This is a genomic window from Micromonospora sp. NPDC049049, assembly GCF_040649115.1.
In the GTDB taxonomy this organism is placed as follows: domain Bacteria; phylum Actinomycetota; class Actinomycetes; order Mycobacteriales; family Micromonosporaceae; genus Micromonospora.
On record NZ_JBEZEX010000021.1, the window covers coordinates 85,627 to 100,459 of the forward strand.

General features: G+C 69.2%; 11 protein-coding genes. 4 read left to right on the forward strand and 7 right to left on the reverse strand.

Annotation, left to right across the window (positions count from 1 at the left end; translation table 11 throughout):
• Positions 1-5: 5 nt before the first annotated feature.
• Together AB0B68_RS21585 and AB0B68_RS21590 are read right to left on the reverse strand one after the other, a co-directional pair.
• The gene (locus AB0B68_RS21585) at positions 6-317 is read right to left on the reverse strand and encodes a VanZ family protein (RefSeq protein ID WP_357204418.1); all 312 of its coding nucleotides are present in this window, start codon (positions 315-317) and stop codon (positions 6-8) included.
• A gap of 18 nt (positions 318-335) precedes the next feature.
• The gene (locus tag AB0B68_RS21590; protein WP_357262101.1) at positions 336-1,811 is read right to left on the reverse strand and encodes an arabinofuranosidase catalytic domain-containing protein; all 1,476 of its coding nucleotides are present in this window, start codon (positions 1,809-1,811) and stop codon (positions 336-338) included.
• A gap of 205 nt (positions 1,812-2,016) precedes the next feature.
• Here AB0B68_RS21590 and AB0B68_RS21595 point away from each other — a divergent pair, with 205 nt between their 5' ends.
• Positions 2,017-3,030, forward strand: coding sequence for a LacI family DNA-binding transcriptional regulator (locus AB0B68_RS21595; RefSeq protein WP_355006944.1), 1,014 nt, complete (start codon positions 2,017-2,019; stop codon positions 3,028-3,030).
• A gap of 10 nt (positions 3,031-3,040) precedes the next feature.
• On the opposite strand, the gene AB0B68_RS21600 is transcribed toward AB0B68_RS21595, so the two are convergent.
• The 4 genes from AB0B68_RS21600 to AB0B68_RS21615 all read right to left on the reverse strand — a co-directional run bounded on the left by AB0B68_RS21600 (position 3,041) and on the right by AB0B68_RS21615 (position 7,856).
• Entirely contained in the window at positions 3,041-4,753 is a 1,713-nt protein-coding gene (locus AB0B68_RS21600) for a trehalase family glycosidase (protein ID WP_357262104.1), read from the reverse strand.
• 56 nt (positions 4,754-4,809) lie between these two features.
• Positions 4,810-5,634, reverse strand: a complete 825-nt coding sequence (locus tag AB0B68_RS21605; RefSeq protein WP_357204410.1) for a carbohydrate ABC transporter permease — start codon at positions 5,632-5,634, stop codon at positions 4,810-4,812.
• Positions 5,631-6,470, reverse strand: coding sequence for a sugar ABC transporter permease (locus AB0B68_RS21610; RefSeq protein WP_357204408.1), 840 nt, complete (start codon positions 6,468-6,470; stop codon positions 5,631-5,633). Before AB0B68_RS21610 ends, AB0B68_RS21605 begins: the two co-directional genes overlap by 4 nt.
• Positions 6,471-6,617: 147 nt before the next feature.
• Positions 6,618-7,856: an extracellular solute-binding protein gene (locus AB0B68_RS21615; protein WP_357204406.1), complete on the reverse strand. Its 1,239-nt coding sequence runs from the start codon at positions 7,854-7,856 to the stop codon at positions 6,618-6,620.
• A gap of 337 nt (positions 7,857-8,193) precedes the next feature.
• Here AB0B68_RS21615 and AB0B68_RS21620 point away from each other — a divergent pair, with 337 nt between their 5' ends.
• Together AB0B68_RS21620 and AB0B68_RS21625 are read left to right on the forward strand one after the other, a co-directional pair.
• Positions 8,194-9,990, forward strand: a complete 1,797-nt coding sequence (locus AB0B68_RS21620) for an RICIN domain-containing protein (protein WP_357204404.1) — start codon at positions 8,194-8,196, stop codon at positions 9,988-9,990.
• Positions 9,991-10,174: 184 nt separating this feature from the next.
• The gene (locus tag AB0B68_RS21625) at positions 10,175-11,755 is read left to right on the forward strand and encodes an arabinofuranosidase catalytic domain-containing protein (protein WP_357262109.1); all 1,581 of its coding nucleotides are present in this window, start codon (positions 10,175-10,177) and stop codon (positions 11,753-11,755) included.
• 81 nt (positions 11,756-11,836) lie between these two features.
• Here the strand turns inward: AB0B68_RS21625 and AB0B68_RS21630 are convergent, their stop codons facing one another.
• A complete protein-coding gene (locus AB0B68_RS21630) occupies positions 11,837-13,171 on the reverse strand; it encodes a PHB depolymerase family esterase (RefSeq protein WP_357262112.1) in 1,335 nt (444 codons plus the stop codon).
• 250 nt (positions 13,172-13,421) lie between these two features.
• Here AB0B68_RS21630 and AB0B68_RS21635 point away from each other — a divergent pair, with 250 nt between their 5' ends.
• The gene (locus AB0B68_RS21635) at positions 13,422-14,429 is read left to right on the forward strand and encodes a PaaX family transcriptional regulator C-terminal domain-containing protein (protein WP_357208236.1); all 1,008 of its coding nucleotides are present in this window, start codon (positions 13,422-13,424) and stop codon (positions 14,427-14,429) included.
• Positions 14,430-14,833 lie beyond the last annotated feature (404 nt).

Here is a 14,833-nt window from a genome sequence, read left to right on the forward strand (position 1 = left end):
GGCTGTCAGCGCTGTTGGTGGTTCACCGCGGGCGAACCCACAGGGCTGGTGCGGGTGTCGCGCCACCAGCGGCGGGACGCCAGCGCGGCCAGCCCGGCGCCGGCGGCGTTGAGCAGGACGTCATCCACCGACGACGCCCGGTCGAGCCGCAGAACGTACTGGGCGGTCTCGACCAGGACCGAGCAGCCGGCCGCGAGGGCCAGGATGCGCGGCGGGATACCCCAGGGGTGTGAACAGAACTCTGAGGTATCCCGCTCTTCGGCAGGTCGGCCTGGCGGGCCAGCGAGCGTACGGTGCGGGCCCGCCAGGTGAGTCACTGTCGGGTTGGCCCTGGGTCAGCTACGGGTGGACCACTGCTGGTTGGTGCCGCCGTTGCACGCCCAGAGGATGATTTTGGTGCCGTTGGCGGTGCCGGCGGCGTTGGCGTCGAGGCACAGCCCGGACTGCACGCCGGTGATGGTGCCGTTGCTGTTGACGTTCCACTGCTGGTTGTTCTGACCGTTGCAGTCCCAGATGATCGCCTGGGTGCCGTTGGTGGTGCCTCGGCCGGAGGCGTCCAGGCACTTGTTGCCGTACACCTGGAGTTGTTTGCCAGCGGTGTAGGTCCAGCGCTGCGCGGTGCTGTTGCTGATGCAGTCCCAGAGCTGGACCTGGGTGCCGTTCGTGGTGCTGGCGTTCGGCACGTCGATGCAGCGGCTGGACTGGCCGCCCACGACCTGGACGTTCTGTTGCGGGTTGCCGCCGCCGGTCGGCGCGTAGGCGGCGGCGTTGATGTTGGCCTGGACGGCGTTCTCGGTGGCCGCCGTCGGGTAGCCGGAGGTCAGTACGCCCTCGAAGAAGGTGCCGCGACCGGTGATGCTGTTGTCACCGCCGATGCCGAGCAGGATGGCGCCCTCCTTCTTCATCGGGTGGTAGCCGTTGGGGCGTGGCCCGTCGAAGTAGGTCGTCAGGCTGCCCGACTGGGCGTTGCCGCCCCGGATCGCCCAGTGGTTCGGCTCGCCCTTGACCATGGCGGTGACGAAACGGTGGTTGATCGACGCGATGTTGTTGTAGCCCGCGTTGACGCCGGAGAACAGCCCCCACTCCAGGTCGGCCATGATCCAGGGGCCGGCCCCGGCCCCGTAGCCCCACTGCTTGTTGGCGCCGAAGTAGACGGTCTCCATGATGGCGCGTTCGTCGGCGAGGCTGTTGGTCTGCGCGTTGCCGTAGTCGAAGCAGCACCACTGGTTGTAGTGCGTGCCGTCGACGACCGCGTAGATGCCCTCGGGCTGGTCGCCGGTCGCGACACCGTTGGTGTTGTTGTTGCGGTAGCCGGTGCCGGGGGCGATGTAGACGCCGTACGCCTTCTGCCCGCCGACGGTGACCGGGGCCGCCTTCGCGTCGGCGAGGTTGTCCCAACCGCCGGGGGCGGGGCCGGCGAAGCCGCCGGGGGGCGCCTGGGTGAGGCGGTTGTTGCGGCCGGACTGGTCGTAGATGATCGTGATGACGCAGGTGGTGTTGGCGCAGAACGTGTCCTGGGTGGCGGCGTTGGCGTAGCCGCCCTCGCTGAGCACGCCGACGTCGCGGGTGGTGTTGTCCGACGATCGTCGGACCTGGTAGAGCGAGCCGTTGTACGCGCCGTACAGCGCGCGGGTGGTGCTGTGCGCGGCCACGCACGGCGTGCCGCCGGAGGCGTAGATGTCACACGGACCGGTGCCGGCGGCGTGGGCGACGCCAGGGGCGTCCGAGACCACATAGGCGCCGGCGCCGACGACGAGGACGAACAGGGTCCCGGCGGCCATCAGGCGACCCAGCTTTCTCTGCACGTTCATCGGATCCTTTCGGGTGCGTGGTGGGGGTCGGGTGCGGCGATGGAATTGACGTCACACGTCATACCTGTGACATTAATGGTCGTCCATCTATTGACGCTAGTTGGCACACGTTGGTCATCGATCGATGAGGCTGAGGACGGATATGCTGGTCAGCGGAGCAAGGTGCGTCCCCGTGTCGGGGCAAAAGTCGATTCGAGGGCGATTGATGAACATCGGGGAGATCGCTCGCCGGGCGGGGGTGTCCCGCAGCACCGTTTCCTACGTGCTCAGCGGAAAACGCAGCGTGTCGGCGGCGACCCGGCAACGGATCCAGTCGGTCATCGACGAGTTGGACTACCGGCCGAACGCCAGCGCCCGTGCTCTCAAGGAGGGGCGCACCCGCACCCTCGGGCTGGTCATCCCGCCGGCGAGCCAGCGGTTGACCGACATGCAGCTCGGCTTCGTCGCCAGCGTCGTCGAAGCCGCCGCCCGCCACGACCTCGACGTGCTGCTGTCCCCCTCCGGCGGCGACCATGACCGGTCGTTCGAGCGGATCGTCACCGGGCGCCGGGTGGACGGCGTGGTCCTCATGGAGATCCGGTTGGCGGATGACCGGGTGACCCGGCTGACCAAGGCCGGGCTGCCGTTCGTCACCATCGGGCGGACCGCCGAGCCGCACGGGATGAGCTGGATCGACATTGACTACGCCGGGCTGATCGCCCGGTGCGTGCAGCACCTGGCCGACCTGGGGCACCGGCACGTGGCACTCGTGAACCGGTCCGCCGAGTTGGTGGCCGCCGGGTACGGCCCCAGTCATCGCGCGCTGACCGGCTTCCGCACGGCGGCGGCCGAGCGAGGATTGACCGGCGTGGAGGTCTGCAGCGGCGACGACACCGCCTCCGGCGAGGCGTGTATGGAGCAACTGCTCGCGACGCACCCCGAGGTCACGGCGGTGGCCACCATCAACGAGGCCGCACTGCCCGGAATGCAGCGGGCGTTGACCGGCGCCGGGCTGTCCGTGCCACGCGACTTCTCCGTCACCGGAGTCGCCGCGCAGCACTGGGCGGAGGATTTCCGCCCGCCGCTGACCGCCGCCGACGTGCCGATGGTCGAGATGGGCGCCGAGGCGGTGTCGCTACTTCTGGAGATCATCGCGGCTCCCGGCGCCGTGCCACGACACCGCCTCTACAGCCCGCCCATCTCGTTGCGGTCCAGCACCGGCCCGGTCCGGGGCCGCTGATCCGACCCGGCTACCCGCCCCTGACACGCCGCTCCTCCTGGGCGGCGGCGAGGATGAGATAGCTGCTGGCGGTCCAGGTGTAGGCGCGGTCCCGCAGCCCGGTGCCGGTCTCGGCGTCGAAGTTCTCCGCGAAGCCGGACTTCTCACACAGCGCGAGGAACCGCCGACTGATGTCGTCGGCGATCCTGGTCTGCCCAGCCCGGCGCAGGCCGTCCTCGACCAGGACGGTGGAGGGCGCCCAGATCGGGCCCCGCCAGTAGCCGTCGGCGAGGTAGTGGGCCGAGTCGGTCGGCTCGGTGGCCAGACCGTGCGTGGTCAGGTGGGTCTCGACGCCGCGCGCCAGCGCGGCGGCGACCGGGGCCGGGAGGTCGGCCCCGAGCGCGACGGGCATCAGGTCGAGCAGGCTGCGGCTGGCTCGCCGGTGCCCGGTGTGGGGGTCCCGGGCGGTGAAGCGTTCGCCGTCCCACAGGTCGCGCAGCATGGCCCCGTGGATCCGGTCGGCCTCCTGCCACCAGCGGTCGGCGGGCTCACCCAGCTCGGTGGCGAGGTCGGCGAGGCAGCGAAGCTGCGAGACCAGGAACGCGGCGAGGTCGGCCGTCTCCAGGACCCGGTTGTCGTCGAAGGTGGTGGCGTTGTCCCAGCCGCTGTCGTTGCCGTGCTGATAGTGCGGCAGGTCGTGGCCGGGAGCCCGCCGCGCGTCCAGCCAGAACTCGGTCCAGCGGGCGAGCCGGTCGTACGTCTGCGCCAGCGCCAGCCGGCTCGGCGGCTGGGGAAGGCGTCGGCGCAGGTGACGGAGGGCCCAGCCGTGGATGGGGGGCTTCACGTAGTTGTGCAGGACCTCGGAATGGGTGACCGAGTCGGGGAGCGCGCCGGTCTCGTCCTGGTGGTCGAAGGGCAGCTGGAACTGGTGCCAGGCCAGCTCCGGCTCGCCGGCCGCCAGGGCGATCGCGTTGAAGCAGTGGTCCCAGCTCCACACCTTGTCCATCCAGTGCTTGGACATCAGGACGGCCGGCCGGGTGACGAAGCCCGCCGGGGCGACAGTGGCCGACCACAGGACGTACGCGGCCAGCTCGGCGGCCGGGGTCTCCGGGCCGCGCCAGGGCGCGATCGCGTCGACGAACGCGGTGAACTCCGCTAAGCGGTCGCGGCGCAATTGCTCGAAGGCGACGGATCCGGCGTACGGGCGGCGGGCGGTGGCGTACTCCTCGATCGCGATCTCCCAGGGCTGGTCGCCGGAAAGGTCGAGGGAGCGGTCGGCCGTGCCGAGGGCCTGCGTGCCCCGGGTCCGCAGCGGAGCGCCGGAGAGCACCGTGACCCGGTAGCGGCGACCGGTCTCGTACGAGGTGAACACATGTGATCCGTCGACCGGGTCGGCGTACAGGTAGGTGCCGCTGAACGGGGTGAGGGTGTGCGCGGCGGCGGCCACCCGCAGGCCGAGACGGTGGCCCCGGATCCGCAGGGTGTCCGGCCCGTCGTAGACGGCCTCGATCCGGTCGGCCCCGTTGTGCCAGGTCAGCAGCGCGGGCGTGGCGACGACAGTGGTGCCGGCGACAGTGGGGGAGAGTCGCAGCACGGGGTGCATCCCGGTCTGGTGGGAGACCAGGTGCAGGTCGTCGGCGTACGTCTTCTCGGCTACCACCGGGGAGATGTTGAACCAGGATCCGCGGTAGCTGAACGGGATGTCCTGGATTCCGAACTCCGGACCGGACGGGGCGACGGTCATGGGTGGCGGGTGCCTTTCTGTGGTGCGGGTGGTCGGTCCTGGACCGCGGCGGTTGGTCAGTCCTTGACGGCGCCGGCGGTCACGCCCATCGAGACGTACCGCTGGGCCAGGATCAGCAGTACGGCGGCGGGGATCGAGGCGACGACGGCGGTGGCCATGATGGCGTTCCACTGCTGGTTGTTGTTGCCGATGTAGTGGTAGATGCCGAGGGTGATCGGCTGGTAGTCGCCGCCTCCGGCCAGGGTCGAGGCGAAGATGAAGTCCGACCAGGACCACAGGAACGCGAAGAGCGACACCGTGACGATCGAGTTGCGGCTGACCGGCAGCACGACCGACCAGAAGGTCCGCAGCCGACCGGCGCCGTCGACCACGGCGGCCTGGAGCAGCTCGTCGGGGATGCCGGACATGAAGGCCGTGAAGATCAGGACAGCGAACGGCACCGCGAGCGTCGTGTCGGCCAGGATCAGGCCGGGCAGCGTGTTGAGCACGCCGAGAGTGAGGTAGATGGCGTAGAAGCCCATCGCCATGATGATCCCCGGGATCATCTGCGCGATCAGCAGCAGGAAACTCAGCGCCGGGCCGCCGGGTGGCCGGAGCTTCGCCAGCGCGTAGCCGGCGGGGGCCGCCAGCGCCACGGTCAGCACCACAGTGCCGAGACCGACCAGGAAGCTGGTGCCGAGGTACGGCAGTTGCTGGTCGAGCACCGCCCGGTAGCCGTCCAGGGTGCCGTTGATGGGGAACAGGTGCGGAGGGCTGGCCCGCATGTCCTGGTCCCGGGTGAAGGACACATTGATCATCCAGTAGACGGGGAAGAGCATCAGCCCGGTCAGCACCAGGCCGACGCCGGTCTTCCACCAGGCCCGAGGCGTCGAGGTGGTCATCGCAGCTGCTGCCTCCGCTCGATCCGGATGTAGACCAGGCCGGCGATCAGCGCCAGCACGATGAGCAGGTTCCCGATGGCCGCGCCCGGGCCGAAATCGGGCAGCAGGTTGCCGAAGCCGAGCCGGTACGACCAGGTGGCCAGCGTTGCCGAGGAGCCGGTCGGACCGCCCTTCGTCATGATCCAGATGATGTCGAAGACCTTGAGCGTGTAGATCAGCCCCAGCAGCAGCGTGATCAGGGAGACGGGACGCAGCAGCGGGAAGGTGATCCCCCAGAACCGCTGCCACCCCGTCGCGCCGTCGAGCGCGGACGCCTCGTACATCTCGGTCGGGATCGCCTGCAGGCCGCTGTAGAGCACCACCAGGTTGAACGGGATGCCGATCCATACGTTCGCGATGATCACCGAGGTGAGTGACCAGCCCGGCGAGGTGAGCCAGTTGACCGGGTCGATCCCGACGACGCCGAGCGCCGCGTTGACCAGCCCCGAGTCGCTGTTGAGCAGCCACGACCAGGTCGACGCCGAGACGATCAGTGGCAGCAGCCACGGTACGAGGATCAGTGCCCGCAGCGTGCGCGACAGCGGGAAGTGCTGGTGGAAGAAGAGGGCCAGGGCCATGCCGATGGTGAACTGAAAGGCGAGCGAGGCCGCCGTGAAGACCACCGTGTGGGTCAGCGTCGGCCCGAAGGCCGGGTCGGCCAGGACCGTCCGGTAGTTGTCGAGGCCGGCGAAGGGCGCCCCGCCCTGCACGAACGAGCGGACTGTGTACTCGCGCAGGCTCAACTCGACGTTGCGGTAGAGCGGGTAGGCGTAGAAGGCCGCCAGGTAGATCGTCACGGGTGCCAGGAAGCCCCACGCCATCCATCGGTTGGGCCGGCGGGCACGGGACGGGGGAGGCCCGGATGGGGCGGCGGTCGCCGCCCCATCCTGGTCTCGTACGGCAGTGGTCTCGGTGGTCGAGGGCATGGTGTCGGTTCGGATTACTTACCTGGAGGTGGCGGCGGTCTGCGCGGCGGCCAGGGCCTCCTGTGGCGACTTCCCGCCGCTGAGGGCCGACTGCACAGCGGTCCACAGCGCCTCGGAGATCTTCGGGTACTTGGTGCCGAGGTTGTCACCCGTGCGGCCCTTGGCTGCCCGGACCGCCTCCACCCAGACCTTGAGCTTGGGGTCCGCTGTGGCCTGTCGTTCCTGCACGGCGCCGACGGGTGCGACGTAGGAGAGCGTGGTGTCCGTGGTGAGGAGGTTGTCGGCGTTGGTCAGGCAGGTCACGAGCTTCTGCGACGTCGCGTACCGGCCGGTCTTCTTCTGCACCGGAATGGAGACGAACTCACCGCCGGTGGGCGCCGGCGCCGGGCCGCCCACGCTGGCCGGGATCGGGATCGTGCCGTACGAGAAGCCGAGCTTCTCCGCGTTGGCCAGCTGCCAGGTGCCGTTCTCGGCGAACGCGTAGTCGCCGGTGGCGAACTCCTGCCAACTCGTGGTCTGGGTGTTGTTGATGATGGAGTTCGGGGCGTGGCCCTGCTTGAGCCAGTCGGTCCAGAGCGTCAGCGCGGAGACCGCCTGCGGTGAGTCCAGACTCGTCAGTTGGGCGCCCGATCCCCAGAACCAGGGCAGGAACTGGAAGCTGCCCTCCTCGGTGCCGATCGCGGAGAAGGTGATGCCCTTCTTCCCCTTGGCCTTCACCTTGGTCAGTGCCGCGGTCAGTGAGGCCCAGTCCTTGACGGCGGCGGGATCGACGCCGGCGGCGGTGAGCAGATCCTTGTTGTAGTAGAGGGCGAGGGTGTTCGCCCCGATCGGCACCCCGTAGGTCTTTCCGTCGCTCTGGCCGGCGCCGAGCAGGTTCTTCTCCATCGCCGAGACGTCGAGCTTGTTGTCGTCGGTGGTGGTGAGCGCACCGGCTTCGGCCAGGGTGGAGATGACCGGGTTGTCGACGATCAGGACGTCCGGCGAGTTTCCCTGCTGGGCGGCGAGCAGCGCCTTGTTGGTCAGGTCGGTGGTGTCGTATCCGGTCCGCTCGACCGTCACCCCCGCGTCGGTGCCGCACTTCTTGAGCAGCGCCACCCACTCGGAGTCGTCGGCGAACTGTGGATACGGGTCCCAGACGAGGTAGGCGCCGCCGTCGGCGGGGCCGTCGGCGGACGACGAGCAGGCGCTGCCTGTCACTGCGGCGAGAGCTATCACGGCGACGGCGGCCAGGCGCCGCCGACGACTGAATCCGGTCATGTGGTGCCTCACTTCAATCGATCGTCAGGTGGGGTGTGTCGGTTGATCGTCGCGGGTTGGAGCAGCCCAACCATGAGGCGAACCGATTCGACGAATCGGTTCGCCCGAAGATAGGTCTGGCCATGCCCGGGGGTCAAGGGCCAGTTGGGCGCGTCAGGGAGATCGCTGAGAAACGCAGGCTTCACCGGGGCGTCACTTCATTGACATCGTTCAGTCCCCGGTCCTACGATCCGTGCGAATCGATTCGCAAGCGCTGCCCTCCGGAGAGCGTCCCCCGCGCCCCACCAAGGAGCCGCCCGTGAAAACCCCGTCCCCCGGCCGGTCACGACGAGCCCGCGTGTCCGTGGCCCGACTCGTCGTCGGCCTGCTCGCCGCCGCTGCCGCCGTCACCGTCGTCCCGTCCCCCGCCCAGGCCGCCGACGAGTCGATCAGCGTCAACTTCGCCACCACGAACGGTGCGCCGACCTACCGCGCCTCCGGCTGGATCTACGGCATGACCGAGAACGCCAGCGGTCCGGCCGACCACTTCTACCGGGACGTCAAGTTCCAGTACATGCGCGCCGGTGGCGCGCAGTTGCCGGGCAGCGGCTGGGTCGGCGGCACCTACGACCGTCGCTGGAACTCCACACTCGCCCAGGCGCGTCGCACCACAGCCCTCGGCGGGAAGTTCATCATCCTGCCGCACGACCTCTGGGGTGCCGACGGCGCCGGGATCTCCCGCTTCCCCGGAGACAACGGCAACTGGACCGACTACGACAACTTCCTGACCCGCCTGATCAGCGACGTCCGGGCGTCCGGGCTGTCGGTGCAGTGGGACATCTGGAACGAACCCAACATCACCATCTTCTGGAACCGGCCGATCTCCCAGTACCTGGAGCTGTGGCGGCGCACCTACCAGCGCATCCGGGCGGAGTTCCCCAGCCAGCTCATCGTCGGGCCGAGCTGCGCCTGCGTACCGTCGACCAACCACGCCTTCTGGAACCAGTACCTGGACTTCGTCCGCTCGACGAACACGGTGCCGGACATCATCAGCTGGCACTCGCTGCCCGGTGACCCGGTCGCCAACGTTGCCGCCGCCAACGCCACCCTCGACCCGCGCGGCATCGCCCACCCGCGCCCGTACCAGATCAACGAGTACGGCGCGCCCGACGAGCAGAACCCGGCCGACGGCGCCTGGTACATCGCGCGCCTGGAACGGGCCCGGGCCGACGGCCTGCGGGCGAACTGGGCCAGCGGCGGCAGCCTGCACAACGACCTCGGCAACCTGCTGATCCGCAACTCGGCCGGCCAGCACCAGCCCAAGGGGGAGTGGTGGAACTACCGCTACTACGCCTCCCAGGTCGGGGAGATCGTCGCGGTGACCCCCAGCCAGTCGTACGACGCGTACGCCACGAAGACGGCCGGAGTGGCGAAGGTGCTGGTCGGCGCTGGTCGTACCACCGGGAACCTGACCGTCAACCTGCAACGCCTGGACACCACCAGCGGCATCGTGCAGAACAACCAGGTCCGGGTCGTCACCCAACGCATCCCGCACAACGGTGGCGGTGCCGTGGCGGGTCCGGTCACTGTCTCGAACAGCGTGGTCGGGGTGTCCAACAACAACGCCACGGTGACCGTGCCGTACTCCAACCAGACCGACACGTACAGCGTCACGCTGCTGCCCCCCTCGGACGGTGGCTTCCAGTCGGTGGCGGTGGCCCAGCACTCGCAGCAGTGTTTGAACAACGCCGGTCTGAGCACCGCCGACGGCAACGTCCAACAGCAGAATTACTGCGACGGCGGTGACCAGCAGCTCTGGAACTTCGTCCCGGTCGCTGGCGTGGCCAACACCTACACCGTGGTCAACCAGCAGAGTGGCAAGTGTCTCGACGTCAGCGGTGTGTCCACCGCCGACGGCGCGGCGGTGCACCAGTGGACCTGCCTCAACAGTTCCAACCAGCAGTTTGCTCTGCGCAAGGTGACCTACTCGGGCAACGACTCGCACGACTACCAACTCGTCGCCCGGCACAGTGGCAAGTGCGTCGATGTCAACGCGGTCTCCACGGCGGCCGGCGCGCTGGTCCACCAGTGGACGTGCAGGGCGGTGAACCAGGGCAGCCCGTTGAACCAGACCTGGCGGCTCCTGGGGCGGTAGTCGTCCCGAAGGCAGGTGACGCGCTGGCTGTCGGCCCACTGGCAGTCAGCGCGTCACCGGACATCACATTCATTGACATGAATAAAACAAAGGTCCTACCATTCGCAGCGATTCGCCATCGCCACCACCCGCCCGTGGCGCGTCGACGATCTCCCGCGCTTCCACGACTCCGAGGAGCCACCTCGTGCGAACCCCGTCCCGCAGTGGGTCAGGAACAGCCCGCGACCTCATCCCGAAACGCCAACGCGTCCGACGTCTGACCCTCCTGGCCGGTGCGCTGGCCGGGGTGCTCGTCGTCGTCGGCATCGGCGTCGGCACCACCCCCGCCAGTTCGCCCTTCGCCGCCAGGGCCGCCGCGGCGGCCACCATCCCGCCCGGGCAGAGCACCCCCATCGTCGGCACGCCGTCCGGCCGCTGCCTCGAAGTGCCAAACTCCAGCACCACGAACGGCACCCAGACACAACTCTGGGACTGCAACGGTGCCGCCGGCCAGACCTGGACGTGGACGTCGAGCAAGCAGATCCAGGTGTACGGCAACAAGTGCCTGGACGCCTCCGGCCGCGGCACCACCAACGGCACCCAGGCGATCATCTGGGACTGCAACGGTCAGAACAACCAGCAGTGGAACGTCAACAGCAACGGCACCATCACCGGCGTGCAGTCCGGGCTGTGCCTCGACGCCAACGCCGCCGGCACCGCCAACGGCACCAAAATCATTCTTTGGGCCTGCAACGGCGGCACCAACCAGCAGTGGGCCTCGCCGACCACCACCACCCCGCCGCCGACCAACCCACCGACCGGCGCGCGCCCGTGCGACATCTACGCCTCCGGCGGCACCCCGTGCATCGCGGCGCACAGCACCACGCGGGCGCTCTACGAGGCGTACGCCGGCAACCTCTACCAGGTCCGACGCTCGTCGGACAACACGACCCGCAACATCGGGCTCACGGGCACCGGCGGCACTGCCAACGCGGCGACGCAGGACTCGTTCTGCACCGGCACGACCTGCGTGATCACTGTGGTCTTCGACCAGTCCGGGCGCGGCAACGACCTGTGGTACCAGGGGTCGAGCGTCGTTCCGGGCTCCCCGCAGAGCAAGCCGGCGATCGCCACCTCGGAGTCGCTGACCGTGGGCGGCGCGAAGGCGTACTCGCTCTACATCAACCCGGGCAACAGCTACTGGCGCGACGGGCACCTCACCGGAGTGCCGACCGGCGCGGCGCCCGAGGGCATGTACATGGTCACCAGCGGCACCCACGTCAACAGCGGGTGCTGCTTCGACTACGGCAACAGTGAGACCACCCGCAAGGCCGACGCCGCCGGGGCGATGGACGCCATCAACTTCAGCAAGCAGTGCTGGTTCGGCGGCTGCTCCGGCAGTGGTCCGTGGGTGCAGGCGGACCTGGAGTGGGGTCTCTTCCCGGGCGGCAGCAGCTCCTGGAACCCGAACCAACGCTCGTTCGCCAGCAAGTTCGTCACCGCGACGCTGAAGAACAACGGCACCACCCGGTTCGCCATCAAGGGCAGCGACGCGCAGGCCGGCAGCCTCTACACGCTGTACGACGGCTCGCTCCCGCCGGGATACAGCCCGATGAAGAAGCAGGGCGCGATCATCCTGGGCAGTGGTGGTGACTGCTGCAAGCCCGACGGCGGCGCCAACCTGAGCGCCGGCACCTTCTACGAGGGGGCGATGGTCGCCGGCTACCCGTCCGACGCGGTCGAGAACGCCGTGCAGGCCAGCGTGGTGACCGCCGGATACCGCTGATCCTGACCACGCCGTACGAGTCGTGCGCCGGTCACCACCTCGTGGTGACCGGCGCACGCTCGCGTGGACGTCGACCCGGTCTCAGGCGACGGCGCAGGCCGCGCCGTTGAGGGTGAACGAGGACGGTCGGGCGTTGTTACCGCTGTGGTTGGCCTGGAAGCCGAAGCTCACCGAGCCGTTGGCGGGGATGCCGCCGTTGTAGGCGACGTTGCGGGCTGTCACCTGCCCCGAGTTGGGCGAGTAGGTGGCGTTCCAACCCGAGGTGATGGTCTGACCGCTGGGCAGGGTGAAGACCACGGACCAGCCGTTGACGGCGCTGGTGCTGGTGTTCGTGACGGTGATGTTCTCGGTCAGGCCGGTGTTCCAGGCGTTGATGGCGACCGTCACCCGGCAGGCGCCGGTGGCCGGCGGCGGCGTGGTCGGGGGCGGGGTGGTGGGCGGCGGCGTGGTGGGCGGCGGGGTGGTCGGGGGCGGGGTCGTGGTGTTTGTCAGTCCGAAGAACGCGATGGCGGACGCGGCCATCCCTCCGGAGGGCAGGCTGTGCCCGGCACCCTGGATGCTGTACGCCTCCACCTGGACGGTGCCGCTGCTGTCGGCGTACCGGCGCCGGTTCCAGTTGGCCTGGGGCGTGTCGGTGGAGGTGGGTGTCTGGCTCAGCCCGAACACGTTGGTCCACTGCTCGATCGTCTCCTGCAACAGCGAGTACGGCACGAGCGTGTCGCTGGTGCCGTGCCACAGCTGCACCCGCGGCCGTGGCCCGGAGTAGCCGGGGTACGCCTGGCGCACCGCGTCACCCCACTGCTGGGGAGTCCGGTTCATGTTCCCGCCGGTGCACTGGCTGCTGCCGGGCGGGTAGTCCGCCGCGTTGGCGAAGCAGTTGTACGGCACGCCCATGAACGCGGCGCCGGCCTTGAACACGTCGGGATAGAGGGCCAGCATGTGGTTCGTCATCATGCCGCCGGATGAGCTGCCGGTGGCGTAGACCCGCTCCGGGTCGGCCGAGTACTGCTGTTGCACGTACCGGATCATGCTGATGATCGACACCGGGTCGCTGCCCCCACCACGCCGCTTGGCGGCGTCCGACCAGGTGTCGAAGCAGTTGCCGAAGCCGGCCTGCTGGGTCGCGGACGGGTAGATCACGATGTATCCGTACCGGTCGGCCTGGCTGGCGAACTCGCTTCCGGAGTAGAACCCGGGGCCGGACCCGCCGCAGCCGTGCATCGCCACCACGACCGCCGGCCGGGCGGGGCGGTTGTCCGGCACGTAGACGTGCATGCGCATCCGGCCCGGGTTGTCGCCGAAGCTGGTCACCTCGGTCAGTGACGCCGCGTACGCGGGCCCGACCGTGGGGGCCACCAGGCCGGCCGCGACCAGTGACGCGGCCAGCGTGAGTAGCAGTTTCCTTCTGATTTTCACCGCACGACTCCTTCGATTGCCTGTGCAGGCTGGATTGGTCGTGCGATCCGGTTGCGGGTCTGCCCGACTCCCGCGGTGATCGCACGATGCCCGCTACCTGTGGTTCGCCCAGCCCGGCTTCGGATGGCGTCGCGTGGCAATTAGTGTTCCCCCCGGACCAACAAGTGTCAATCGAGGAATCTCTATTTGCGGCGGGTCGCGCCCGTCCGTCTACAGTCGTCATACCGTCCCCGAGGAGCACGGAGCGCCTGTGGCAAGCCTCTTCGACATCGACGAGATCTATCCGGACGATGGCGACCACCCACTCCGGCTGCCCCGCCGGCAGGTCGGCAACTCACCCCAGGGCGTCGCGGTGACCCTGTTGGCCGACTACACGCTGCGGACCCGGGTCGCCCTCCCGTCCGCCGCCATCGTCGCGTTGCTCGCCGAGACCGGCGTGACGACGGCCGGAGCGCGGACCGCGATCAGCCGGTTGGCCCGCCGTGGCGTGTTGGAGGGCAGTCGACTGGGGCGACGCAGCTCCTACCGGCTCAGCCGCGCGGCCGCCGCCAATCTCTCCGCCGGAGGGCACTGGATTCTCGCCTCCACCACCTCGACGGGCCGGTGGGACGGTAGCTGGACGATCGTCGCCTTCTCGCTGCCGCAGGACCGCAGTACGCAGCGCCGGGCGCTGCGGGCGCAACTTCGGTGGCTCGGTTACGCGCCGCTGTACGACGGGCTGTGGATCTCGCCGCAGAAGTTGACCCCTGCGGCTCGGGCCCAGCTCGACCAGCTCACCCTCGGCGCGGTCACGGTGTTTCGTGGGCGGCAGACCGCGCTCGCCTCGACCATTCACCGTGCGCCGATCGAGGCCTGGGACATCGAGGCGATCAGCCGGAGCTACGACGCGTTCCTGCGTCGTTGGACGCCCCTGTTGCCCGCCGTGGCGTCCGGGCAGGTCGACGGTGCCGCGGCGGTGCGGGCCCGGACCGAGGTCATGGACACCTTCCGACGTTTCCCGGTCCTCGACCCGCAGCTGCCAGTGGAACTCCTTCCACGGGAGTGGCTCAGGCAGCCGGCGCGGGAGCTGTTCGAGGCCGTCTACGACGGCCTCGCCGCACCTGCCGAACGACACGTCCGGGCGGTCGTCGAGCGGTTCGCCGACGCCGCGCAGCCCGGCATCGAGGCGCACACCACCGCCGACCTCGTCGCCGGCATACGCGCCGATGCCGACCCGGCGCAGCCGTCTGCGAGTGCCACGGCCACCGGGTGTTCGTGAGCCGTTGGCAGTTGCTGTCGGGTGACGACTGTGAGCGATAACAGGATCGCCCTCTGAAGCGGTCCCGGTGGCGCGGTGGTGAGACTCGTCCGCTGGTCGCGCGGCGGTTGAGCACTGTCGCCCCGGGCGTTTGGTACCGGGCGAAACGCGGCGTTCCGGGAGATCGGCGTGAACGGCCCGTTACGTCTTGACGAACGGCATGTTATCGCTCACTCTCGATATAGAGGACGATCGCTGTCTTGGCTCACCGGGCGAGCCGTACCGATCGGCCCACCGATCACGACGTCCGCAAGGGCATGCGGACGTCACCTCGGGACCCGGCAGGTGCCGGCGACAGCCCTCTCGGACTGTGCGTGCTGATGCCGGGCGGCCAGGAGGACCGCCCCGATCAGCTGTTCCGAGCG